At 65.6% G+C, this 21713-nt stretch carries 24 protein-coding genes; 15 read left to right on the forward strand and 9 right to left on the reverse strand.

The window, feature by feature from the left end:
* Window positions 1-41: 41 nt before the first annotated feature.
* The 4 genes from atpA to D619_RS0102575 all read right to left on the reverse strand — a co-directional run bounded on the left by atpA (window position 42) and on the right by D619_RS0102575 (window position 2844).
* The gene (gene atpA / locus D619_RS0102560; protein WP_017666996.1) at window positions 42-1571 is read right to left on the reverse strand and encodes a F0F1 ATP synthase subunit alpha; all 1530 of its coding nucleotides are present in this window, start codon (window positions 1569-1571) and stop codon (window positions 42-44) included.
* Between the two features lie 15 nt (window positions 1572-1586).
* Window positions 1587-2147: a F0F1 ATP synthase subunit delta gene (locus D619_RS0102565; protein WP_243442593.1), complete on the reverse strand. Its 561-nt coding sequence runs from the start codon at window positions 2145-2147 to the stop codon at window positions 1587-1589.
* 105 nt (window positions 2148-2252) lie between these two features.
* Entirely contained in the window at window positions 2253-2639 is a 387-nt protein-coding gene (locus D619_RS0102570; protein ID WP_017666998.1) for a hypothetical protein, read from the reverse strand.
* Window positions 2640-2646: 7 nt separating this feature from the next.
* Window positions 2647-2844: a hypothetical protein gene (locus tag D619_RS0102575; protein ID WP_152417243.1), complete on the reverse strand. Its 198-nt coding sequence runs from the start codon at window positions 2842-2844 to the stop codon at window positions 2647-2649.
* A gap of 198 nt (window positions 2845-3042) precedes the next feature.
* Here D619_RS0102575 and D619_RS17065 point away from each other — a divergent pair, with 198 nt between their 5' ends.
* Both D619_RS17065 and D619_RS0102585 read left to right on the forward strand, forming a co-directional pair.
* Window positions 3043-3591 (forward strand): hypothetical protein, encoded by a 549-nt coding sequence (locus D619_RS17065; RefSeq protein WP_152417244.1) that lies wholly within the window; start codon window positions 3043-3045, stop codon window positions 3589-3591.
* 82 nt (window positions 3592-3673) lie between these two features.
* A complete protein-coding gene (locus tag D619_RS0102585) occupies window positions 3674-4414 on the forward strand; it encodes a hypothetical protein (protein ID WP_017667001.1) in 741 nt (246 codons plus the stop codon).
* On the opposite strand, the gene D619_RS0102590 is transcribed toward D619_RS0102585, so the two are convergent.
* On the reverse strand, window positions 4415-6679 hold the full coding sequence (locus tag D619_RS0102590) for a patatin-like protein (RefSeq protein ID WP_017667002.1): 2265 nt from the start codon (window positions 6677-6679) through the stop codon (window positions 4415-4417). It abuts the gene before it with no gap.
* Between the two features lie 82 nt (window positions 6680-6761).
* Window positions 6762-6950 (reverse strand): hypothetical protein, encoded by a 189-nt coding sequence (locus D619_RS0102595; protein ID WP_017667003.1) that lies wholly within the window; start codon window positions 6948-6950, stop codon window positions 6762-6764.
* Between the two features lie 85 nt (window positions 6951-7035).
* On the opposite strand from D619_RS0102595, the gene radA reads away from it, so the two are divergent.
* From radA to D619_RS0102625, 6 genes are all read left to right on the forward strand, one after another.
* Window positions 7036-8430 (forward strand): DNA repair protein RadA, encoded by a 1395-nt coding sequence (radA, locus tag D619_RS0102600; RefSeq protein ID WP_026090631.1) that lies wholly within the window; start codon window positions 7036-7038, stop codon window positions 8428-8430.
* Between the two features lie 38 nt (window positions 8431-8468).
* A complete protein-coding gene (locus D619_RS15335; protein WP_017667005.1) occupies window positions 8469-9137 on the forward strand; it encodes a CvpA family protein in 669 nt (222 codons plus the stop codon).
* A complete protein-coding gene (cysS, locus tag D619_RS0102610; protein WP_017667006.1) occupies window positions 9137-10486 on the forward strand; it encodes a cysteine--tRNA ligase in 1350 nt (449 codons plus the stop codon). Before D619_RS15335 ends, cysS begins: the two co-directional genes overlap by 1 nt.
* Before the next feature lie 62 nt (window positions 10487-10548).
* The gene (locus D619_RS0102615) at window positions 10549-10980 is read left to right on the forward strand and encodes an iron-sulfur cluster assembly scaffold protein (protein WP_017667007.1); all 432 of its coding nucleotides are present in this window, start codon (window positions 10549-10551) and stop codon (window positions 10978-10980) included.
* A complete protein-coding gene (locus tag D619_RS15340) occupies window positions 10980-12779 on the forward strand; it encodes a monovalent cation:proton antiporter-2 (CPA2) family protein (RefSeq protein ID WP_017667008.1) in 1800 nt (599 codons plus the stop codon). The genes D619_RS0102615 and D619_RS15340 overlap by 1 nt, the downstream gene beginning before the upstream one ends.
* Window positions 12780-13111: 332 nt before the next feature.
* Window positions 13112-13726 carry an HAD-IA family hydrolase gene (locus tag D619_RS0102625; protein WP_017667009.1) on the forward strand — a complete coding sequence of 205 codons (615 nt, stop codon included), beginning with the start codon at window positions 13112-13114 and terminating at the stop codon, window positions 13724-13726.
* A 92-nt stretch (window positions 13727-13818) separates the two neighbouring features.
* Here the strand turns inward: D619_RS0102625 and D619_RS0102630 are convergent, their stop codons facing one another.
* Both D619_RS0102630 and D619_RS0102635 read right to left on the reverse strand, forming a co-directional pair.
* On the reverse strand, window positions 13819-14592 hold the full coding sequence (locus tag D619_RS0102630; protein ID WP_017667010.1) for a molybdopterin-dependent oxidoreductase: 774 nt from the start codon (window positions 14590-14592) through the stop codon (window positions 13819-13821).
* Window positions 14589-15470 (reverse strand): cytochrome b/b6 domain-containing protein, encoded by an 882-nt coding sequence (locus tag D619_RS0102635; RefSeq protein WP_017667011.1) that lies wholly within the window; start codon window positions 15468-15470, stop codon window positions 14589-14591. The genes D619_RS0102630 and D619_RS0102635 overlap by 4 nt, the downstream gene beginning before the upstream one ends.
* Before the next feature lie 90 nt (window positions 15471-15560).
* Between D619_RS0102635 and D619_RS0102640 the strand changes: the two genes are divergently transcribed.
* Complete coding sequence (locus D619_RS0102640; protein ID WP_017667012.1) at window positions 15561-16535, forward strand: magnesium transporter CorA family protein; 975 nt, start codon at window positions 15561-15563, stop codon at window positions 16533-16535.
* 3 nt (window positions 16536-16538) lie between these two features.
* Here the strand turns inward: D619_RS0102640 and D619_RS0102645 are convergent, their stop codons facing one another.
* Complete coding sequence (locus tag D619_RS0102645) at window positions 16539-16904, reverse strand: hypothetical protein (protein WP_017667013.1); 366 nt, start codon at window positions 16902-16904, stop codon at window positions 16539-16541.
* 27 nt (window positions 16905-16931) lie between these two features.
* Between D619_RS0102645 and D619_RS15345 the strand changes: the two genes are divergently transcribed.
* From D619_RS15345 to D619_RS0102675, 6 genes are read left to right on the forward strand one after another with little or no spacing between them, the layout of a single operon-like run.
* On the forward strand, window positions 16932-18026 hold the full coding sequence (locus D619_RS15345) for a serine hydrolase (RefSeq protein ID WP_081587001.1): 1095 nt from the start codon (window positions 16932-16934) through the stop codon (window positions 18024-18026).
* A complete protein-coding gene (locus tag D619_RS0102655; RefSeq protein WP_017667015.1) occupies window positions 18023-18511 on the forward strand; it encodes a UPF0262 family protein in 489 nt (162 codons plus the stop codon). Before D619_RS15345 ends, D619_RS0102655 begins: the two co-directional genes overlap by 4 nt.
* Window positions 18511-19065, forward strand: a complete 555-nt coding sequence (gene dcd, locus D619_RS0102660; RefSeq protein WP_017667016.1) for a dCTP deaminase — start codon at window positions 18511-18513, stop codon at window positions 19063-19065. The genes D619_RS0102655 and dcd overlap by 1 nt, the downstream gene beginning before the upstream one ends.
* 39 nt (window positions 19066-19104) lie before the next feature.
* Entirely contained in the window at window positions 19105-19998 is an 894-nt protein-coding gene (rarD, locus tag D619_RS0102665) for an EamA family transporter RarD (protein WP_026090633.1), read from the forward strand.
* Window positions 19999-20007: 9 nt separating this feature from the next.
* Window positions 20008-21291, forward strand: a complete 1284-nt coding sequence (murA, locus tag D619_RS0102670) for a UDP-N-acetylglucosamine 1-carboxyvinyltransferase (RefSeq protein ID WP_017667018.1) — start codon at window positions 20008-20010, stop codon at window positions 21289-21291.
* Window positions 21284-21679, forward strand: a complete 396-nt coding sequence (locus tag D619_RS0102675; protein ID WP_017667019.1) for a DUF2948 family protein — start codon at window positions 21284-21286, stop codon at window positions 21677-21679. Before murA ends, D619_RS0102675 begins: the two co-directional genes overlap by 8 nt.
* The last annotated feature ends 34 nt before the right edge of the window (window positions 21680-21713 follow it).

Consider the following 21713-nt stretch of genomic DNA (forward strand, 5'->3'; position numbering starts at 1 on the left):
CATCGTCTCCGGGGCTTGGGACCCCGGCGACAGATTGCACTTTAAGCGAAGGTCTTCACGAAGGCGCCGATGACGTCCTTCAGCTTGGCGGTGGTGTCAGCCGAAAGATCCTTCTTGTCGCGGATGTCGGCCAGCACATCGGCATGGGCCGATTTCACGTGGCTGAGCAGCGCGGCTTCGAAGCGGGTGACGGCGGTCGCATCAATGCCATCCAGGAAGCCATTCACGCCGGCAAAGATCGAGACGACCTGGTCTTCGAACGGCATCGGCTGATACTGGCCCTGCTTCAGCAGCTCGGTCAGGCGCTTGCCGCGGTTCAGCAGCTTTTGCGTGGAGGCATCGAGATCCGAACCGAACTGCGCGAACGCCGCCATTTCGCGATACTGGGCCAGCTCCAGCTTGATCGAGCCGGCAACCTTCTTCATCGCCTTGGTCTGCGCGGCGGAACCGACGCGCGACACCGACAGGCCGACGTTGATGGCCGGGCGGATGCCCTGGTAGAACAATTCGGTTTCCAGGAAGATCTGGCCGTCGGTGATCGAGATCACGTTGGTCGGGATGTAGGCCGACACGTCACCCGCCTGCGTCTCGATGATCGGCAGCGCGGTCAGCGAGCCATTGCCGTTGGCGTCGTTCATCTTGGCGGCGCGTTCCAGCAGGCGGCTGTGCAGATAGAACACGTCACCCGGATAGGCTTCGCGGCCCGGCGGACGACGCAGCAGCAGCGACATCTGGCGATAGGCCACGGCCTGCTTGGAAAGATCGTCATACACGATCACGGCGTGCATGCCGTTGTCGCGGAAATATTCGCCCATGGTGCAGCCGGTATAGGGCGCCAGGAACTGCAGCGGGGCCGGTTCCGAAGCGGTGGCGGCGACCACGATCGAATATTCCATCGCGCCGTTCTCTTCCAGCGCGCGCACGATCTGCGCCACGGTCGAACGCTTCTGGCCGACGGCGACATAGATGCAATAGAGCTTCTTGCTCTCGTCCGTGCCGGCGTTCACGCCCTTCTGGTTGATGAAGGTGTCGATGGCGACAGCGGTCTTGCCGGTCTGACGGTCACCGATGATCAGTTCGCGCTGGCCGCGGCCAACCGGCACCAGCGCGTCGAGCGCCTTCAGGCCGGTCTGCATCGGTTCGTGGACGGACTTGCGCGGGATGATGCCCGGCGCCTTCACTTCCACGCGCATGCGGGTCACGTCCACCAGCGGGCCCTTGCCGTCGATCGGGTTGCCCAGGCCATCCACAACGCGGCCCAGCAGGCCCTTGCCCACCGGCACGTCGACGATGGTGCCGGTGCGCTTGACGGTGTCGCCTTCCTTGATGGCGCTATCGGAACCGAAGATCACGATACCAACGTTATCGGCTTCCAGGTTCAGGGCCATGCCCTTGATACCGCCCGGGAACTCGACCATTTCACCGGCCTGCACATTATCGAGACCATGCACGCGGGCGATACCGTCGCCCACACTGAGCACCTGCCCGACTTCCGAAACCTGCGCTTCGGTGCCGAAATTGGCGATCTGATCCTTGATGATCCGCGAGATTTCAGCGGCATTGATGTCCATCTGGGTGGTCCTCTTTTAAGCTTTGAGTGCCTGGCCGAGCATGTCGAGCCGGGTCTTCAATGACGAATCAATCAGGCGGCTGCCAACGCGCACCATCAGGCCGCCCAGGATGGACGGATCAACGTTCACGGTCAGCGCCACATCGCGGCCGATGCCGGCCTTCAACTTGGCGCCCAGCGCCTTCTGCTGCGCCGCGGTCAACTTGTGGGCGGCCGTTACGGTGGCGGTCACTTCACCCTTGCGGGCAGCGTTCAGCGCGGCAAAATCGCGGATCACTGCCGGCAACAAGGCTAGCCGGCGATTGGCGGCCAGCACGCCGAGGAAATTCTTGGTCAGGCCATCAAGGCCCAGCCCATCGGCCACACCCGCAACAGCAGCACCCGCCGCCCCGCGACCAACCAGCGGCGACGACGTCAGCGCGGTCAGATCAGCCGATTCGGCCAGCGCCTCGGTCAGCGTCGCCAGGCTGGCCTCAACGGCAGCAAGCGCCTTCCCCTCAACCGCCAATGCGAACAAGGCGCGGGCATAGCGCCCGGAAAGGCCGGTGGCCACGCTGGATGAAATTTGTGCGTCCAAGGCTTCAGCCCCGTTTTGAATCGGATATGACAAAAGGCGCGATGAACATGGTCCACCGTGTGCGGGGCGCGGCTAGCATGGGGCTGCCGATGTTGCAAGGCAGCATTAGCGGCGGGCGGGCTTTATGAAGAGGGGCAAGGCCGCAAACCCCAGCTGCCCGGCCAACCCCAGCAGCCCCGCCGGGGTGAAGAACGACGCCCAGTAAACCCCCGGCGTCCGCCCGAACGCCATCGCCAGCCCGAACTCCGCCAGCATCAGCAACAAGAAGGCCGAACCGCCCATCACGGCCCGCTCCGCCATCGCCAGCGTCTGCCCCGCCAGCAACCGCCTGCACCACCACCAGGAAGCAGCGATCATCACCGGCAATTCTACCGCTACCGCCGCCAGATCACCCATCGCCGGCGCCAGCCAGAGCGTGCGGATGGTGCCGAGCAGAAACCCGACAGCAAACACACCAGTGAAGTAGCGCAGGCCAAGGGCGAGGGCGGTCATGGCGGGATCATGCCACAGGCCAGAGCAAGGAAAAGCCAGAAGCGCCTCCGGCGGGCAGGGGTGACTCCTGCACCCGTTTGTCTTGGAGCGCGCCAGCCTCCCAAGCACCCGTCATGCTGGCGCAGGCCAGCATCCACCGTTGATCGAGGGCAATCCACTGCCCGAAATCCTCGCCGGCAAAATGGATGCTGGCCTGCGCCAGCATGACAAGCGAGGGGTTCATATGGCACAAGCACCACCAGCACCGTCGCCTCGGATCAAGTCCGGGGCGACGGTGCTCGTTTGGGGAAGAGCGCCGCCCGAAAACAATCGGGTGCAGGGTCCGCGACCCTGCCCGCCGGAGGCCTCACTTTCTCTGCCTCAATCTGTCCTACAACCACGTTCATCGGTTATATTAACCTTTATGAACAGCCCCAAGCCCCCCAAACCGCCTGCCCTCCGTCCGCAGCACAACGGCTGGACGCCTGAGCGACAGCAGCACTTTCTTGATCACCTTGCCGATGTCGGCAGTGTGGCGGCGGCGGCGCGCGCCGTGGGGATGACGCGGCAATCGGCGTATTGGTTGCGCCGGCAGGATCACGCCGTCGAATTCAGGCGACGCTGGGATGCCGCGTTGGCCGATTCTGGTGCGTTCATCGAGGCGCTGGCGATGGACCGGCTGGTGGATGGGGAGGAGGAGGTGATCGAGCGGGATGGCGAGACCGTTGCGGTGCGGCGGCGGCCGTGTGATGCGCGGCTGTTGTTGTTTTTTCTGAAGCGGTTGGAGGATCGCCGCAGCAGCCACGCGGCGTTGGAGCGGGCGGTGGTGTTGCGCGGACTGGATCGCCGGACAGCGGCCGCTCAGAACGCTTACAACCCGCCAGATGCGGAAAAACTGTCAAATGGCCGGGATGCGCTGCGCAAGGAGCTGATGGCGCTGCACAAGCAGTATGGCGTGGGCAATGAAGGTTGAAGTGGCGAGGATGCCCTTGCCCTTGGGCCGCCGATGTGGCCAAGGGAAGGCAGCATCCGCAAGGCACTGACTGAACCAACCCATGCCCTGGCTGTTCACCATCTTCCTGGCCATTCACGTCGGCGCCGGCGTGGTGGCGCTCACCAGTTTCTGGGGGGCGGTGCTCACCCGCAAGGGCGGGCCGGCGCATCGGCGCTGGGGGTTCGTGTTTTCGGCCGCCATTTATACGGCGGCGGCGCAGGCGCTGGGGATGGGGGCGCTGTCGCTGGTGTGGCCGCTGGCGATGCATCCGCAGTTGACCGACGCCGTGCTCTATCGCGGCATGTTCGGCACGATGATGGTCTATCTCGGGCTGCTGGCGATTTCGATGACGCGTTATGGGCTGGTGATGGTCAGCAACCGTCGGGACCATGCGCACAATCGCCATTGGTCGATGCTGGCGGTGCAGGGCGGCACCATGCTGGCGGCGGGGATCTGCCTGGTGCACGGGGCTTATCTGCTGAACCGCAACGGCCCGGTGATGGAACCGATATTGATGGTGATGGTGGCGCTGCTCGGCTTTGGCACCAGCACCACCTATTTCCGCTACATCTTCAGCACGCCGGCGTCCCCGCGCGCCTATATTCCCGAACATTTCAAGGCGATGGTGGCGACCGGGATTGCGGCCTACACGGCGTTCCTGTCGGTCGGGTTGATCGAGATGTTTCCCACCCATGCCTTCAACCCGGCGATCTGGGCGATTCCGACGATGTTCGGCATGGCGATCATCATTCATTATCTGCGACAGTACCGGCCGGCCACGAAAACCCAGCCGGCGGAGTGACTATTCGGCCAGCGCGGCGTCGAGCGCGGCGATCGTGTCTGGAATGTCGACAAGATATGCCCGCTCTGCCGTCACGATGGCGCGGAAAGCGGCGCGGCGGATTTCGCCGAGGGTGGCCGCATCGGGCCGGGCCTTGGCGGGAAGGGAGGAGACGACCAGATCGATGAGCCGCTCGGCCCCGTGCAGGCGGCCCCACAGATAATCATGCTCGCGATAGGCGCGGCTGAAGAAGGCACCGAAGGCGTTGAACAGCGCGCCTTTCAACCGATGGCCGCCCACCGCGGTGAGGGCTGAGCAGTCTTCCGGGCTGATGCGATCGACCTTGATCTCGTCCAGCTCGTCGATGTTGCCATCGGCGATCAGCGGCAGGATGGCGATGTCGAAGAAGGGGAAGCCCAGATAGGCCGCCACCAGATCCCGCCGCAGCCGGCGCGGCAGCCCGCTGGCCAGCAGTGCCACCAGTTCGGCATCGCTGCGGCCATCAAGGCCCTTCAGGTCGAGGGCGGTGGCCATGGCGGCGAGGGCGCTGGCGGGATCGGCGATGGCATTGCCGGCGGCTGGCAGGTGGCCGGGCCAGCACATCAGGTGCGGCGCAAGAATGGCGTAGAGCCCGGCCTTGATCTTGCCGAGGATCGCTGCGGTCGCTTCGTCGGCTCCGGCCAGTTCCATGTTCACCCGGCGGATCAGGAAGCGCAGGCGGCGGATGCGGAAATCGACATCGAAATTGCGCAGGAACAAGACATAGGGTGACCCCGCCCCCGCCTTGCCCAGTGCGCCTTCCGGCTTGTTGGTGCCTGCCGCATTCAGATGCCGCCACAGGCTGGCGCGCACTGCGCCGACCTCCTGCCCGCCCAGCGCGGCCAAGCGCTCGGCCAGCCGTTCGGTGACCATGGCGAATTTCAGCCGGCCGTAGGCGCCATAGGCAAAGCCGGTCGCCTTGGCCGCCTCGCTGTTCATGCGGCTGCGCCAGGTGGCCAGCCGATCAAGCGAGGGCGAAAACAGCAGCAGGCGCATGCCGATGGCGGCATCGATGGCGATATCCACCTGCGGCATCATGCCGATCACGATATGGCGCAGCCGGCGCGAGCGGGTCGAAATCGCCTCGATTTGCCCCAAGCTGTCGCGGATCGGCTGCTGGCGCGGAATATCGGCGAGGGAGCGCAATATGGTGCCGAAGAAGCCCGGTGGCTGGCCGGTCACCGCGCCATCGTCGTGCATCCCCGGCTTGGGATCGAGATAGACAAAGCGCCGGTCCACTTCACGATGCGCCGGCCGCTTGCCCAGGGCGGCCAGCGCCGGGCCGAAGGGGCGGTTGTCGAGCACGGCGCCGTCGATGAGGTCAACGCTCTCCGGTTGCAGGCGGCCGGGCAGCACCCGATCGATGAAGGCCTGCCGGCCAGGCCAGTCCTCGCCGCGGCCCTTGAGCAGGTCGTCGATCTCGGAAATCCGGGCAGGCGGGAAGGCGCCGGGAAAACTCGCCGTGGCGCGCGCCGCAAACACCAGATCCGGCGTTGGTCCCATGTGCCGTTCCGCCCCGTCGCCTGGGCAGGTGAAGCCAATCACCAACCGGTGTTCGGGTTCGGTCACTTCTTCGGGCGTGTTCAACCGCAGCCGCTGGGGAGCACCGTGATAATCGGTCACCGTCACGAACAGATCGAACGGGTGCAACCGCGGCACCAGCGGTGGTGTGCGCTCGCCCTTTTCCATGGCGGCAAAGGCATCGGCCAGCAGGCCCGAGAAGGCCGCGCCGGAAAACGGCGGCTTGAACCAGCGGCTGCGCATGAAGCGGGACAGCTTGCGCTTCACCTCGCCATGGGCGGCAACTTCCGCCTTGTCCTCATCCTCCAGGCCGCGCCGGCGCACCCACCAGACCAGCGGGATCGCCCACAGTTTCGACAGCGGCCGCGACGCCGCCGCCTTGTCGAGCAGCACGTCGCTGTCTGCCCCGTCCAGCCACAAGCTGCGGATGGCATCCAGGTCATGGCCCTCCACCAGCGCCCGGGAAAGCAGCACGCCATTGATGCCGCCCGCCGAGGCTCCCGCAACGATGTCGCACATCACCCTGAGATCAAGGCCGGGCAGGCTGTCGAGAAGGGCGTGATAGACGATCTCGCTGTCCCGGGCCGGCGGCAGATCCGGTGGGCTGTGCCGCCGCATCGAGGCGCGCGACAGCTTCCACACCTCCTTGGTGAGGCCATGCATGTAGACCGCCAGGCTCACCCCGCCGTAACAGACCAATGCGAGGCGCAGCTCCTTCGTCTGCATGGGGCCTCCTTTCCGAGAGCAGTCTGGCCGACGCAGCAAGCCCCGGCAAGAGTGAGAGAATTCGGCTGGAGGAGAAGGCGGGTTACGATGCAGGCGCAGGAAGGATGGCCGGCAGCCCCATGCTGATCGGGACGTTGCTGTAGGTGGAGGAGGGCATCGGCTGGGCGTCATGGCCGCCGGCTTTCAGGATGGGTTGGGCGGTCTGAGCGATCGCCCGAGCGGCGGTGGCAACGAGGAGAGTGGGAAGGCAGGTGAGGATCATGGTGCGCATTGCGGCAACTGGCACGTCGCGGCCCGCCGCTTGCAAGAGCCGCTCCGCCCGTCTAATGTTTCCCTTCTGTTCTAAAGGAATGATGATGGCGAAGGGCAAGACGCGCTATGTGTGCCAGGCCTGCGGGGCGGTCGCGCCCCGCTGGGCCGGGCAGTGCGCGGACTGCAAGGAGTGGAACACGCTGGTGGAAGAAGCCGCCCCGGTGTTCACGCCCTTTGCCGCCAAGCAGTCGTTGCAGGCTGGCGGCCGACGCATCGCGATGGAGAGCCTCGCAGATGATGTGGCGCTGCCGGAGCGGCTGTCGACCGGGATCAACGAGCTGGACCGCGCGCTTGGTGGCGGGCTGGTGCCGGGCAGTGTGACGTTGATCGGCGGTGATCCGGGGATCGGCAAGTCCACCTTGCTGTTGCAGGCAGCAGGCAAGATGGCGCGTACCGGGGCGAGTGTCGCTTATGTGTCGGGTGAGGAAGCGGCCGATCAGGTGCGCCTTCGCGCCCGCCGGCTGGGGCTGGCCAAGGCCGATGTGGCACTGGCCGCCGAGACCAATGTGCGGGATATACTGACAACGCTGACTGGGCTGAAGGCGCCGCCCGGCCTGCTGGTGATCGATTCCATCCAGACCATGCACAGCGACACGCTGGAAGGGGCGCCGGGTACGGTTTCCCAGGTGCGGGCATCGGCGCAGGAACTGATCCGCTATGCCAAATTGTCGGGCGCGGCGCTGATCCTGGTCGGCCATGTCACCAAGGACGGGCAGCTCGCCGGGCCGCGCGTGCTCGAACATATGGTCGATACCGTGCTCTATTTCGAAGGCGAGCGCAGCCACCAGTATCGCATCCTGCGCGCGGTGAAGAACCGCTTTGGCGGCACCGACGAGATTGGCGTGTTTGCCATGGGTGCCGATGGCCTGGAAGAAGTCGCCAACCCGTCGAGCCTGTTCCTGACCAGCCGCGCCGAAGGAGCGAGCGTGACCGGCGCAGTGGTGTTCCCGGCACTGGAGGGCACGCGGCCGGTGCTGTGCGAAATCCAGGCGCTGGTGGTACGGGTGCCATCGGGTGCGACGCCGCGCCGGGCGGTGGTGGGCTGGGATTCGGGCCGGCTGGCGATGCTGCTGGCCGTGCTGGAAGCGCGCTGCGGCTTGGCGTTTGGTGGTCATGAAGTCTATCTGAACGTCGCGGGCGGCCTGAGGATTGCCGATCCGGCCGCCGATCTGGCGGTGGCCTGCGCGCTGGTGTCCGCGCTTACTGATCGCCCCTTGCCGGCCGACGCGGTGGCTTTTGGCGAAGTGGCGCTGTCGGGCGAATTGCGGGCGGCGGGTCTTGCCAGCCTGCGCCTGAAAGAGGCGGCAAAGCTGGGCTTTGGCCGGGCCTTCGTGCCCGATGGCACGGGTGGAGAAAGAGGGGGCGGCGGCGGGCCGATGCTGGTCAGCGGCTTTCGCACCATGAATGGCCTGGTCGATCATCTTGGCCGGCCGGATTAGGCTTTTTCCGCGCTCTCAAATCGGTTAGGCGCTGCTGTATGGATTATCTAACGCAGCTTGCCGGCTTTGACTGGATGGTGGTGCTCATCGTGGGCGGCACGGCAGCCTTTGGCCTGATGCGCGGTTTCATCGCCGAGGTGGCCAGCCTTGCCGCCTGGGTGGCGGGCTTTGTCGCCGTGCGTCTGTTCTACACGCCGGCACGGGCGATTTTCGAAACCGCCAGCGGCAGCGACCTGATCGCGACCGTGGCGGCCGTGCTTGGCCCGTTTCTGCTGGCGGTGCTGCTGGTCAAGCTGGTCGGCAGCTTCCTTTCGTCGAGCGCCAAGGGCAGCGTCATCGGCCCGGTCGATCGCCTGCTCGGGCTGGGTTTTGGCCTGGTGAAGGGCTTTCTTGCTGCCAGCCTGATTTTCCTGCTCATCACGCTTGGCCTGAAGATCGTGCCGGGCGATGACAAGCGCCCCGACTGGCTGGCAAAGGCCAGGACGACGCCAACGCTGGCCCTGGTGGCCAGTGCCATGGTGTCTTATGTCGGCGATGCCTGGAACCAGCAGCAGAAGCTGATCAACCCTGAGCGCGACCCTCATGCCGGCCTGCCGGGCTTTGGCAGCGACGACGAGAAGGAGGGTGGCTACGGCAAGCAGGACCGCGGCTCCCTCGATCAGCTGCTCGACGAACAGGAAAAGACCAGCCCCGGAACGACCATCTAATGATCCGCCTCTACAACACTGCCACCCGCGCCAAGCAGCTGCTTGCGCCGATCAACCCTGATCGGGTGACGATGTATGTCTGCGGCCCCACCGTCTACGGCCGCGCCCATATCGGCAATTTCCGCCCGGCCGTGGTGTTCGACGTGCTGCAACGCCTGCTCCGTCACCACTATGGCCCAGACAAGGTGATTTACGCCCGCAACATCACCGATATCGACGACAAGATCATGGACAAGGCCCGTGCCGAGGGCGTGAGCATCGACGTGATCACCGAACGCTACGAGACGCTCTACCTGGAAGACGCAACCACCCTGGGTGTGGAACGGCCCGATCTGCACCCGCACGCCACCACCAGCATCCCGGCGATGGTCGACATGATCGCGCTGCTGATCGCCAAGGGCCATGCCTATGCTGCGCAAGGCCATGTACTGTTCGATGTGTCGAGCCATGGCGATTACGGCAGCCTGTCGCGCCGGCCGCTGGACGAGATGATCGCCGGCGCCCGTGTGGAAGTGGCGCCTTACAAGAAGAACCCCGCCGATTTCGTGCTGTGGAAACCTTCGGCCAAGGACCAGGCCGGCTGGCCATCGCCCTGGGGCCGCGGCCGGCCGGGCTGGCATATCGAATGCTCGGCAATGATTGCCGAAAGCCTGGGGCAAACCATCGACATTCATGGCGGCGGCATCGATCTCACCTTCCCGCACCATGAGAATGAATGCGCTCAGAGCGCCTGCGCCCATGATGGCGCACCGCTCGCCAATATCTGGATGCATAACGGCTTCCTGAATTTCGGCGGCGGCGAGAAGATGTCCAAGTCGCTCGGCAATGTGCTGAGCGTGGGCGAACTGATCGAGGCGGGCTGGACGGGCGATGAGCTTCGCCTTGGCCTGCTTTCGGCGCACTATCGCCAACCGCTGACGTGGGACGAAGCGCTGCTCGGCCAGATGCGCGGGCGGCTGGACAAGTGGCTGCGCAAACTGGGCGATGTGCCCAAGGGCGTACGCCCGCCGCCGCCGCCCGCCGTGGTGGAGGCGCTGGCCGATGATCTGAACACGCCCGCCGCCCTGGCCGCCATCGCCGGCATAGAGCAGGATCGCGAGGTGCTGCTGGGTGCGCTGGCGTTCCTGGGCCTGCCATCGCTGGGGGCCGAACGCAGCCGCAATGCCGCCGACATGCGCGGTGGCGGCGAAGACCCGGACGCTGCCCGCATCAACGCGTTGGTGGCGGATCGATTGGCGGCGCGCAAAGCCAAGAACTGGGCGGAATCCGACCGCCTGCGGGACGCGTTGACCGCTGAAGGCATCGTGCTGGAAGATGGGCCGGGCGGAACCAGCTGGCGGCGCGCCTGACCCGGCGCCGGCGGCATAATCCTGCCTATCCACAACCGGGCTCGGACGGGTAAGAAGCAGACATGTCCGACACGCTCTACAACGCGGCGATCCTGCGCCTGAAGCTGGTGGGCGAAACCGCCCATCGACTGGCGGCTCCCATGGCCAGCGCGACGCGGGTGTCGCCGGTGTGCGGCAGCAAGATCATCGCCGATGTGGACCTCACCGCCGATGGCCGCATTGCCGCGCTGGGGCTGGATGCGACCAAGGCCTGCACCCTGGGCCAGGCCAGTGCCGCCGTTGTGCGGGAACGCGCAGACGGCCATCGTGCCGAAACGGTCTGTGCCATCCGCGGCCAGCTGGCCGATTTCCTTGCCGGCCACAGCGAAACCGCGCCCGACGGTTGGGCGATGTTTGCCCCAGCTCGCGCCCACCGCGCCCGTCACCCATCCATCCTGCTGCCACTGGATGCGGTGCTGGCCGCGTTGGCCGAGGCCGGGCAGGTGGCCGCCTGATGGAGCATGGCTCGACCCTGCTGCGCGATGCCGTGGTCTATCTGGCGGCCGTCGTCGTGCTGGTGCCGTTGTTCGTGCGCTTCAAGCTGGGGGCCGTGCTCGGCTATCTCGCTGCCGGCATCCTGATCGGGCCATCGGTTTCGGGGCTGGTCGGCAATGCCGAACAGACGCTGCAATTCGCCGAATTCGGCATCGTGCTGCTGCTGTTTGTCATAGGCCTCGAACTGCAACCCTCGCGGCTGTGGGCGCTGCGGCGCGATATCTTCGGGCTCGGGCTGGCCCAAGTGCTGCTGTGCGGGCTTGGCCTCACCGGGCTGCTGCTGCTGCTCACCAGTTTCACCTGGGAAGCCGCGCTGGTCGTCGGCCTGCCGCTCGGCCTGTCGTCCACGGCGCTGGTGATGCAATTGCTCAACGAACGCCACATGGCTGCCACCGCCTTTGGCGAACGCAGCTTTTCGATGCTGCTGTTCCAGGATCTGGCCATCGTCCCGCTCTTGACCGTGGTCGGCGCCCTGTCCCGTGCCCCCGTCGCCAATCCGGAACCGGGCTGGGTGATGGTCGCCAAGACGGTCGGCGCGCTGGCATTCCTCGTCGCCGTTGGCCGATTTGTGCTGCCGCGCCTGTTCCGCATCATCGGCACGCTGGGCGCCCGGGAAGCCTTCGTTGCCGCCGCCCTGCTCTCCGTTCTGGGCAGCGCGCTGCTGATGGCGTCGCTGGGCCTTTCCATGGCGCTGGGCGCGTTCGTCGCCGGCGTCATGCTGGCCGAATCGCCCTATCGCCACGCGCTGGAGACCGACATCGAACCTTTCCGCGGCCTCATGCTCGGCCTGTTCTTCATCGCCATCGGCATGAGCCTCGATCTTTCGGTCGTCGTCGCCAACTGGGGTCTGGTGCTCGCCCTCGTTGTTGGCGTGATGGCCGTGAAAACCGCCAGCATCGCCGCCCTTGCCCGCAGCTTCGGCACCGATTGGCGCCGTGCCGTGCAGATGGGGCTGCTGCTGGCCCAGGGTGGCGAATTCGGCTTCGTGCTGTTCGCCGAAGCCGAACGCGGCCTGCTGATCAGCCATTCGGCGGCGCAAATGTTCGGGGCGGTCGTCACCTGCTCCATGGCGCTTACCCCGCTGCTGTTCCGCCTTGCCACCCGCTGGCTGGAACCCGCCAGCGACGCCGGCCGACGCGACGGCCCCGAAAGTGCCGGCACCGCCGATCATGGCGGCCATGTCGTGCTGGTCGGCAGCGGCCGGGTCGGCCAGGTCATCGCCCAGATGCTGCGTGCCCGCGGCGTCGGCATCACCGCCATCGATATGGACGCCGAATTGATCGACATCACCGCCCGCTTTGGCAACACCGTGTTCTGGGGTGACGGCACAAGGCTGGACATATTGCGCAACGCCGGTATCGCCAGCGCCAGCGCCCTCGTCTTCGCCATCGATGGCCAGTGGGACCCGAAACCCGTGCTCGCCCCGATCATGGCCGAATGGCCCGATCTGCCGATCATCGCCCGCGCCTATGATCGCACCCACAGCATCGCCCTGCGCCAGGCCGGGCTGGACCAGGTGACCCGCGAAACGCTGGAAAGCGCCGTCGCCATGGGCCGCAACGTGCTCGCCGCGCTTGGCACCCCCGAAACCATGATCGACGCCATCGAAGCCGAATACCGCCGCCGCGACCTCGAACGGCTCGATCTGCAAGTGATCAGCGGCGACATGATGACCGGCGCTGACATTATCATCCGCGGCGCGCTCGACCTGAGCACCGCGCCCGATCCGGCGGCGCTGGGCGAAATCCCGCCAGCGTGAGCGGAGCGAACCAGGGTCCATCACAAGGCCGTTTTTCGAATCACGACCTCCTTCACTTTTGACAGTTTTGACGCATCTTGTAGGTTTCAGTCTTGCTGAACCGCCATTGCCGGCTCGGCAGCCAAACGCCGGGCAGCGCCATGATGACAGGCTTTGGCTGTGTAGGACAGGCCGGCGGGCATGTGGTTTCAGGGTAGAGAAGGAGGCCTTCGGCGGGCAGGGTCGCAGACCTGCGCACCCGTTCGTTTTGCGGTGCGTTTGCTGTGCATGCGTCTGCTAGCGACCCTTGGCGGACTCGCGGGCCATCCCGAGGAAAGGGTAAGGGTGGAGGAATGAGACGCAAGGCGATCATGGTTGATGTCGACGGCGTGCTCGTCACCCACCCGGATGCAGGTGGCTGGTCTGTCAATCTCGAGAACGACCTCGGCATTCCGCTTGCCTCACTGCAAGACGGATTTTTCCGTCGCCATTGGGCTGATGTCGTGCACGGGCGCGCCGCTCTTCGTGATCGCCTGGCAATTGCTCTCGCCGAATTTGCACCCTCGGTCTCTCCGGCAGCCCTCATTGAATATTGGTTCAGCAACGACGCGCACATCGACGAATCTTTGCTCGCGGAACTTCAGCTGCTGCGAAAGGCGGGCTTCGAGCTCCATCTGGCCACAGTCCAGGAACATGAACGTGCCGCATATCTTTGGGATCGTCTGGCGCTGAGAGACAGCTTCGATGGCATGCATTACGCTGCCTCCCTTGGCTGTTCCAAGCCCGATCATGCTTTCTACCGTGCTGTTGAAGCCGCTGCGCGCATCAAACCCGAAGCCATTTTCTTCATCGACGACAAGATCGCGAATGTTGAGGCGGCGAGAGAGTGTGGTTGGGCCGCTGCCCTATGGACAGGAGACAGCACCGTCAGGGAACTGATGCGTGCGGTTCAGTGGGACGACCGCTAGCCACCCAAAGGCTGCAGGAAAGCGCCTTCTGGAAACAAACGGGTGCGCAGGTCTGCGACCCTGCCCGCCGGAGGCCCGTTTTTTCTGGATCCTCATGTCCCTGCGTACCACTCATATCCGCGGTCCGGCCAGTAACCGCCCTTGCCGCCGCCGAACGGGGCCAGGCTGTCGGCGACCACGATCTGCATCAGATATTTGGCCTGCTTGTAGCCCAGCTGGCGTTCGACGCGCAGGCGCAGGGGAGCGCCGTTGCCGGTGGAGAGCGGCTGGTTGTTGAGGCTGTGGGCCAGGATCGTCTGTGGGTGGAAGGCGTCGACAAGGTCGATGCTCTCGTAATAGCGGCTTGATGACTGCAGGCCGCCCTTGGAGGCCTCGCCGCCATAATCATCGGCGCACAGGAAGACGATGTAGCGGGCTCCGTCCCGCAGGCCGGCGGCCTTCAGGACATGGGCCAGCTGCGGCCCGGTCCATTGGCCGATGGCGCTCCAGCCTTCGACGCAATCGTGGCGGGTGATCTGGGTGCGTTGGGGCAGGGCGCGCAGCTGCGGGAGAGTGAGCGCGAGTTCGCGCCCGACCAGCCCGGTCACCTTCAGGCGCCAATCGGCGAAGCCGCCGGTGGAAAGCGCTTGCCATTCGGGGTTGGTGGGTTCGTGGGTGCCATTGACCTTGAACACCGGCGAAATGTCGGACGCGGCGAATTCGCGGGCGAGGCCGTCGCGGCCAACAAGGCGTTGCCAGCGATAGGTCGCCTGTTCGCCGGATTCGACAATGGCCTTGGCGGTGGGATTGCGGGTGAGGGCGTCGCAGCCGGTGAGAACCAGGCTGGCGGGGGCGGCGGTGAGCAGGTGGCGGCGGTGAAGCATCATTTGTCGCCTGCGATGGTCATGCGGCCGGTGATCATGGCGCCAATCTGGCGGATGGGGCCGGAGAGGACGACGAGCACGAGGTGAAGGACGAGGAAGCCGGCGATGCCGCTCATGGCGAGAAAGTGCGCCGAGCGGGCGGATTGGCGGCCGCCCCACAATTGATCGAGGAACGGCCAGGCGGCGTCCATGCCGGGTGACATGGCGAGGCCGGTAAGGATGACGATGGGGATCAGCACCAGCGCGACGCCGGCATAGGCGAGGCGTTGCAGTACTTCGTAGGAGAGGGCGGCTTCGCCCTTGGGGAAGTTCAATTTCGCGTGTTCGACGATGTCGTGCCACAGGTGGGCAGGCGCCAGCTGGCGGCGGCTGGGCAGGATCTCGCGCCACAGCCGGCCGGAGATGAAGCCGTGCAGCAACCAGGCCAGGCCATTGAGGATCAGCACCCACGCGGCGAAGAAATGCCAGGTGCGCGCCGTGGCGAGGTCGCGCATGGCGGGCAGCGTGGCCCAGTGCGGGAAGGCGACGAAGTTGATGCCGCCCGTCGGCGTTCTTGAGACGCCGATGACGCCGGTGGTATCGAAACGCGTGCCGGCGATCTCGATCCAGCCGTTGGGGTTGCGCCATGGCGGCGAGGCACCGGTTTCCAGCCAGACCCGCTCGCGCTGGTCCACCGAGCCGGCATTGCCCCAATAGAGCCGCGGGTGGGCGCCGAAGATGTTGAGCCCGGTCATCAGCAGGATGATGATGGCCAGCGCGTTGGTCCAGTGGGTAAGGCGCACCATGAGGCGATGGCGCAGCACGCGGCGGGCCATCGGGCGCGGCGCGGCGGCAGGCGGTGCGGGTGCCGATGGATCGGCAGAAGGGGATGCTTCGGACATAGTTTCCCAAGGTGATTCGGGCGGGAATGCCGGCAGGTTACACGCGCGCCGGGGGTGGCAAAGATTTTAAATGTCGCCATGATGAGGGCGATGCTGACCATCTATTCCGCCACCGGCCACCAGATGATCAATGCCGGCGACCAGTTGCCGGCCGAGGCGGTGTGGATCGACCTGCGCAACCCGACACCGGCGGAGGAACAGCTGGTCGAGCAGACGCTGGGCTTTGGCGTTCCGACCGCCGACGACATGGCCGAGATCGAGACCTCCAGTCGGCTGTATATCGACAATGGCGCCATCGTGATGACGGCAACGCTGGCCACGGGCCTGATCACCGAAACGCCGGAAACGGTGCCGGTCAGCTTTGTGCTGGGCCGGCATCACCTGGTGACGGTGCGCTATGCCGAGATCAGGAGCTTTGATCGCTATGCGGCGCAGTTGCAGCGCATGCCGGGCCAGTGTGCCAGCCCCGGCATGGCGCTGATGGGGCTGATCGATGCGATTGTCGATCGGCTGGCCGACGGGCTGGAACATGTTGGCCGTGAAGTGGACCAGATCAGCCGCGCGGCCTTTCGGCGGGCCGAGGCTGGTGCCCGTGGCCGCCAGCAGCGGCGATCGAACCTGGCGTTGCAGGCGCTGCTCACCCGGCTGGGTGCGGCGCAGGACGGGCTGAGCAAGGCGCGCGAATCGGTGGTGTCGCTGACCCGGGCGCTGTCGTTCCTGCAGTTCGCCGCGCCGAAGGATGCGGGCCTGGCTGCCCAGATCAAGACGCAGGTGCGCGATCTCGCCAGTCTTGCTGATCAGGCCAGTTTCATCGGCAGCAATCTCACTTTCCTGCTCGATGCAACGCTGGGCCTGATCTCCATCGAGCAGACGGCGGTGCAGAAGATTTTCTCGGTGGCCAGCATCGTGTTTCTGCCGCCCACGCTGGTGGCTGGCGTTTATGGCATGAACTTTGATCATATGCCCGAACTGGGCTGGATGCTGGGCTATCCGATGGCGCTGGGCATCATGCTGGCGGTGGCCGTGCTGCCCTATGCGATCTTCCGCTGGCGGGGCTGGCTGTAAGCTTCAGGGCGGATCGAGCGTGCAGCCATATTCCGGATCGAAACGCGCCGTGCGCTTGGCGAGCAAGGACACGCGGGCGGTAATGGTGCGCGCTTCGGGATTGTCTTCCACCGTCACGATTTCGGTGCCCGGCTCGCGATCGGTGTCGCAACTGGCCATGTCGCGGCCGCCGACATAGCGGCACGAGCAGGTGACATGGGCGACATAGCCGACGGCAAGCCCCGCCTGCCGGCCGGTGGTGGAATAGCGCAGGCCCAGCCAGGCCCCGGCCAACAGGCAGAGCAGCAGCACCGGGCCCCAGATCAGCCATTTGCGGCGACGGGGTGCCGCAGCGGGCGGGACGGGGGCTGATGTGTCACTTGCCAGCATGGGGGCAGGGCCTTTAGCGTGAAATTGATGACAAGGTGGAGAAACATCGCGGCAGCCGCAAGCCTGTTGCTCGCTGCAGGCGGCGCTGCGGCGCAACCGGCGCGTGCGACGGCGGCGATTCCGGCTGCGGTGCCGGCGTCGGCGCTGCCGGCTGCCGATGCCTTCTTCACCACCCCGGCCCTGGGGGAAACCCGCGCCCTGATCGTGCTGAAGGATGGCAAGCCGATCTATGAACGTTATGCCCCCGGCTATGGCCCCGGCACGCGGTTGATCAGCTGGTCGATGGCGAAATCCATCACGTCGACGCTGATCGGTTTCCTCGTTGCCGATGGCAGGCTGGAACTGGATACGCCGGCACCGGTGCCGGAATGGCGGAAGGATGCGCGGGCGAAGATCACGTTGCGCCAGTTGCTGCACATGGCGTCGGGCGTGAAGCACGTCGAAGTCGGGCCGGCGCCCGAGAAATCCGACACCAACCGGGCGCTGTTCGCCGACACCTCGGCCGATATCTACAAGGCGGCGGTGGCCGAGCCGGCCGCAGTGCCGCCGGGTACGCGCTTTGAATATAATACGCTCACCACCCACATCCTGGCGCGGATCGTTGCCGACGCGATTGCGCCGGGCGCCAAGCCGGAGGCGCGCAAGCGCGCTGTGCGGGCCTTCATCAATGATCGGCTGGCCAAGCCGGCGGGGATGGCGTCGTTGCTGTGTGAATTTGATCCGGCCGGCAATCTGTATGGCGGTTCGCTGTGCCACGCGACGGCGCGCGACTGGGCGGCGTTTGGGCAGCTTTATCTCGATGGCGGCGTGGTGGCCGGGGTACAGGTGGTGCGGCCGGATTGGGTGCGCTTCGTGCGGACGCCCTCGCCGACAAACGCCGGTTATGGCGGGCAATTCTGGCTGAATGTGAAGCCGTTTGATGGCACGGATCAAGACTTGTTCTGGCGGGCTGGCCCGGCTGATGCCTATGCTGCGATCGGCCATCTTGGCCAATATGTGATCATGGTGCCGTCCAGGCGGCTGGTGGTGGTGCGGCTGGGCAAGACGCAGGATGATGGACTGCAGCCGGTGCGCGATGGGCTGGCCAGGCTGGTGAACGGATTCCCGGCGGTGTCGAAATGAGCGCTGATTACCGCCTGATCGACATCAAGCTGGATGAACGCACCATCCTGTGGCGCAACGCCGATATCGAACAGGAACGCCGCGTCGCCATCTTCGATCTGCTGGAAGGCAATGAGTTCAAGCCCATCGCCGCGGCCGATGCCGGCCAGCACGGGCCCTATAAATTGCTGCTGGGCGTGGAAGATGGCCGGCTGGACGTGACAGTGAGCGACACGGAGGACCGGCAGGTCGATGCCTTCCAGGTGGCATTGAGCCCGTTCCGCCGCACCATCCGCGAATATTTCGCCATCTGCGACAGCTATTTCCAGGCCATCCGCAACGCCAGCCCCGGCCAGATCGAAACCATCGACATGGCGCGGCGCGGCATCCACAACGATGCCGCCGAACTGCTGAAGGAACGGCTGGAACCGCGCGCCATTGTCGATTTCGACACCGCGCGCCGGCTGTTCACCCTGATCTGCGTCCTCCATATCAAAGGCCACTGATGTCCGTCCTGTCCGACCGCTGGATCCGCGAAACTGCCCTCAATGAAGGCATGATCGAACCGTTCGTGGAGCGGCAGACGCGCGGGGGGTGCATCAGCTATGGCCTGTCGAGCTATGGCTATGACGCGCGTGTGGCCGACGAGTTCAAGATCTTCACCAATGTCGATTCCGCCATCGTCGATCCCAAGGATTTCCAGGCCAACAGCTTCGTCGATCGCAAGACGGACGTGTGCGTGATCCCGCCCAACAGCTTCGCGCTGGCCCGCACGGTCGAATATTTCCGCATTCCGCGCGATGTGCTGGTGATCTGCCTGGGCAAGAGCACCTATGCCCGCTGCGGCATCATCGTGAATGTCACCCCGCTGGAGCCCGGCTGGGAAGGGCATGTCACCCTGGAATTTTCCAACACCACGCCACTGCCGGCGCGCATCTATGCCAATGAAGGCGCCTGCCAGTTCCTGTTCCTGAAGGGCAATGAGCCCTGCGAGGTCAGCTATGCCGACCGCGCCGGCAAATATATGGGCCAGCGCGGCGTGACCCTGCCCAGGCTGTAAGGGGTGGCGCGCTCCGTCAATGCCGGCTAACGCCGCCCGGTGAGCGCAACACCTTCTTCCGAAGCCCGCCTTGGCTTCTTTGCCGGCATGGGCGCCTATCTGATCTGGGGCGTGCTGCCGTTTTATCTGCGGCTGCTGCAGGGCGTGCCGGCGGCCGATGTGCTGGCGCACCGCATCCTGTGGACGGTGCTGGTGGTGGTGTTGCTGATTTCCGGGCTGAAGGGCTGGGGCCATGTGCGCGCCGCGCTGCGCCAGCCGCGCCTGCTGCTGATGCTGCTGGCATCGGCGGTGTGCATCACCATCAACTGGGGCGTCTATACCTGGGCGATCCTGGCCGGCCACGCCATCGATACCTCGCTGGGCTATTTCATCAATCCGCTGGTGTCGGTGCTGTTTGGCGTGCTGCTGCTGGGGGAACGGCTGGGGCGGCTGCAGTGGGTCGCGGTCGGCCTCGCCGCACTGGGGGTGGCGGTGCTCACCATCGAGCGGGGTTCACTGCCGCTGGTCAGCCTCGCGCTGGCGCTGTCGTTCGGTGTCTATGGCCTGATCCGCAAGCAGGCTGCGGTGGATACGGCGACCGGCCTGTTTGTGGAAACGTTGCTGCTGGCGCCGCTGGCCACGCTGTGGATTGTCCAGACCCCAAACGGCTTTGCCGGCTGGCCACTGATGACGACCGCCACGCTGGCGCTGGGCGGGCTGGCCACCGCGGTGCCGCTGCTGCTGTTCGGTTTTGCGGCGCGGCGGCTGCCGCTCTCCACCCTTGGCCTGATGCAATATGTGGCGCCCACCATGGTGCTGCTGGAGGCGGTGCTGTTGTTCGGCGAGGTGCTGGATCCGGCGCGGCTGGCGGCGTTCTGCTGCATCTGGGCGGGCCTTGCCGTTTATACGTTTTCCCTGCGGCGGCCAGTGGCGCAACCCGCGCAACCACGCTAAACCCGGCGTATGGACAAGATCGTCATCCGCGGTGGCCGCCGCCTCAAGGGCCGCATCCAGATTTCCGGTGCCAAGAACGCTGCGCTTACGCTTATGCCGTGCGCGCTGCTCACCGATGAGCCGTTGACGCTCAGGAACCTGCCGCGGCTCGCTGATATCGATACGTTCGGCCACCTGCTCAACAATCACGGCCTTTCGACCACCATCGAAGGCACCAGCCCCGATGAATTCGGCCGCGTGATGACGGTGCGGGCCAACCGCATCACCTCGACGCTCGCCCCCTACGACATCGTGCGCAAGATGCGCGCCTCCATCCTCGTCCTCGGTCCGCTGCTGGCCCGTGCTGGCGAAGCCACCGTGTCGCTGCCCGGTGGCTGCGCCATCGGCAACCGCCCGATCGATCTTCACCTGAAGGCGCTGGAGCATCTGGGCGCCAATATCGAACTGGCATCTGGCTATGTGAAGGCGACGGCCCCCATGGGCGGGCTGCCGGGCGGGCGCTACGTGTTCCCGATCGTTTCGGTGGGCGCGACCGAAAACGCCGTGATGACGGCGGTGCTGTGCAAGGGCACCTCCGTGCTGGAAAATGTCGCGCGCGAGCCGGAGATTGTCGATCTGTGCAACTGCCTGGTTGCCATGGGCGCCAGGATCGCCGGGATAGGCACCGAGAAGCTGACCATCACCGGCGTGAAGGAACTGCACGGCGCCACCTATGCCGTGATGCCTGATCGCATCGAGGCCGGCTCCTATGCCTGCGCGGCCGCCATTGCCGGCGGCGAGGTCGAACTGGTCGGCGCGTCGGCCGAGGATCTGGGCGTGACGCTGGACATGCTGCACGAAGCAGGCGTGGAAACCCAAGAGACGCCGGACGGCATCATCGTGCGCCGCCATGGCGAAATGAAAGGCATCAATGTTTCGACCGCGCCCTATCCGGGCTTTGCCACCGACATGCAGGCGCAGTTCATGGCGATGCTCACCGTGGCCGATGGCGCGTCGCTGCTGACCGAGACGATCTTTGAAAACCGTTTCATGCACGTGCCGGAACTGGCGCGCATGGGGGCGGATATCACCGTGCGCGGCCGCAGCGCCATCGTGCGCGGCGTGCCGAAACTGAACGGCGCCGAAGTGATGGCGACCGATCTGCGCGCTTCGATGAGCCTGGTGCTGGCCGGGCTGGCGGCGGAAGGCGAAACCACGGTCAGCCGCGTCTATCATCTCGATCGCGGCTATGAGCGGCTGGAAGAGAAGCTTCAGGCCGTGGGCGCGGATATCGAGCGGGTCGGGGATGGCTAAGCTCGCCCTGCTGGGCCAGGAACCGGGTGATATCGAGACTTTCTCGGCGCTGCTGCAGGATGCGACGCTGCGGCTGGCCGATATTGGCTATGACCGCAAGGCGCGGCGGCTGGCGCTGTTGATCAACCGCTATCGCCGCGAAGTGGCGGCACCGTCGCGTATCCGCTGTGCGCTGCGGGTGGAGACGGTGGACGCGGTGCAGCGCGCCGGCTGGCCGAATGATCCTGAAGCGGTGACCGTGATCCTCTCGCTGGCACAGGACGGCGACTGGCTGGTGATCACCTGTGCCGCTGGCATTGCCATCCGCGCGCGGGTGGAGGTGATCGAGCTGGTGCTGGAGGACATGGGCGAGGCGTGGGCGACGACGCGGGTGCCGAGCCACGATTGATGCTGCCTTTGCGACAAGCTCGGCATGAGCGGGT

This window comes from Sandarakinorhabdus sp. AAP62 (genome assembly GCF_000331225.1).
In the GTDB taxonomy this organism is placed as follows: domain Bacteria; phylum Pseudomonadota; class Alphaproteobacteria; order Sphingomonadales; family Sphingomonadaceae; genus Sandarakinorhabdus.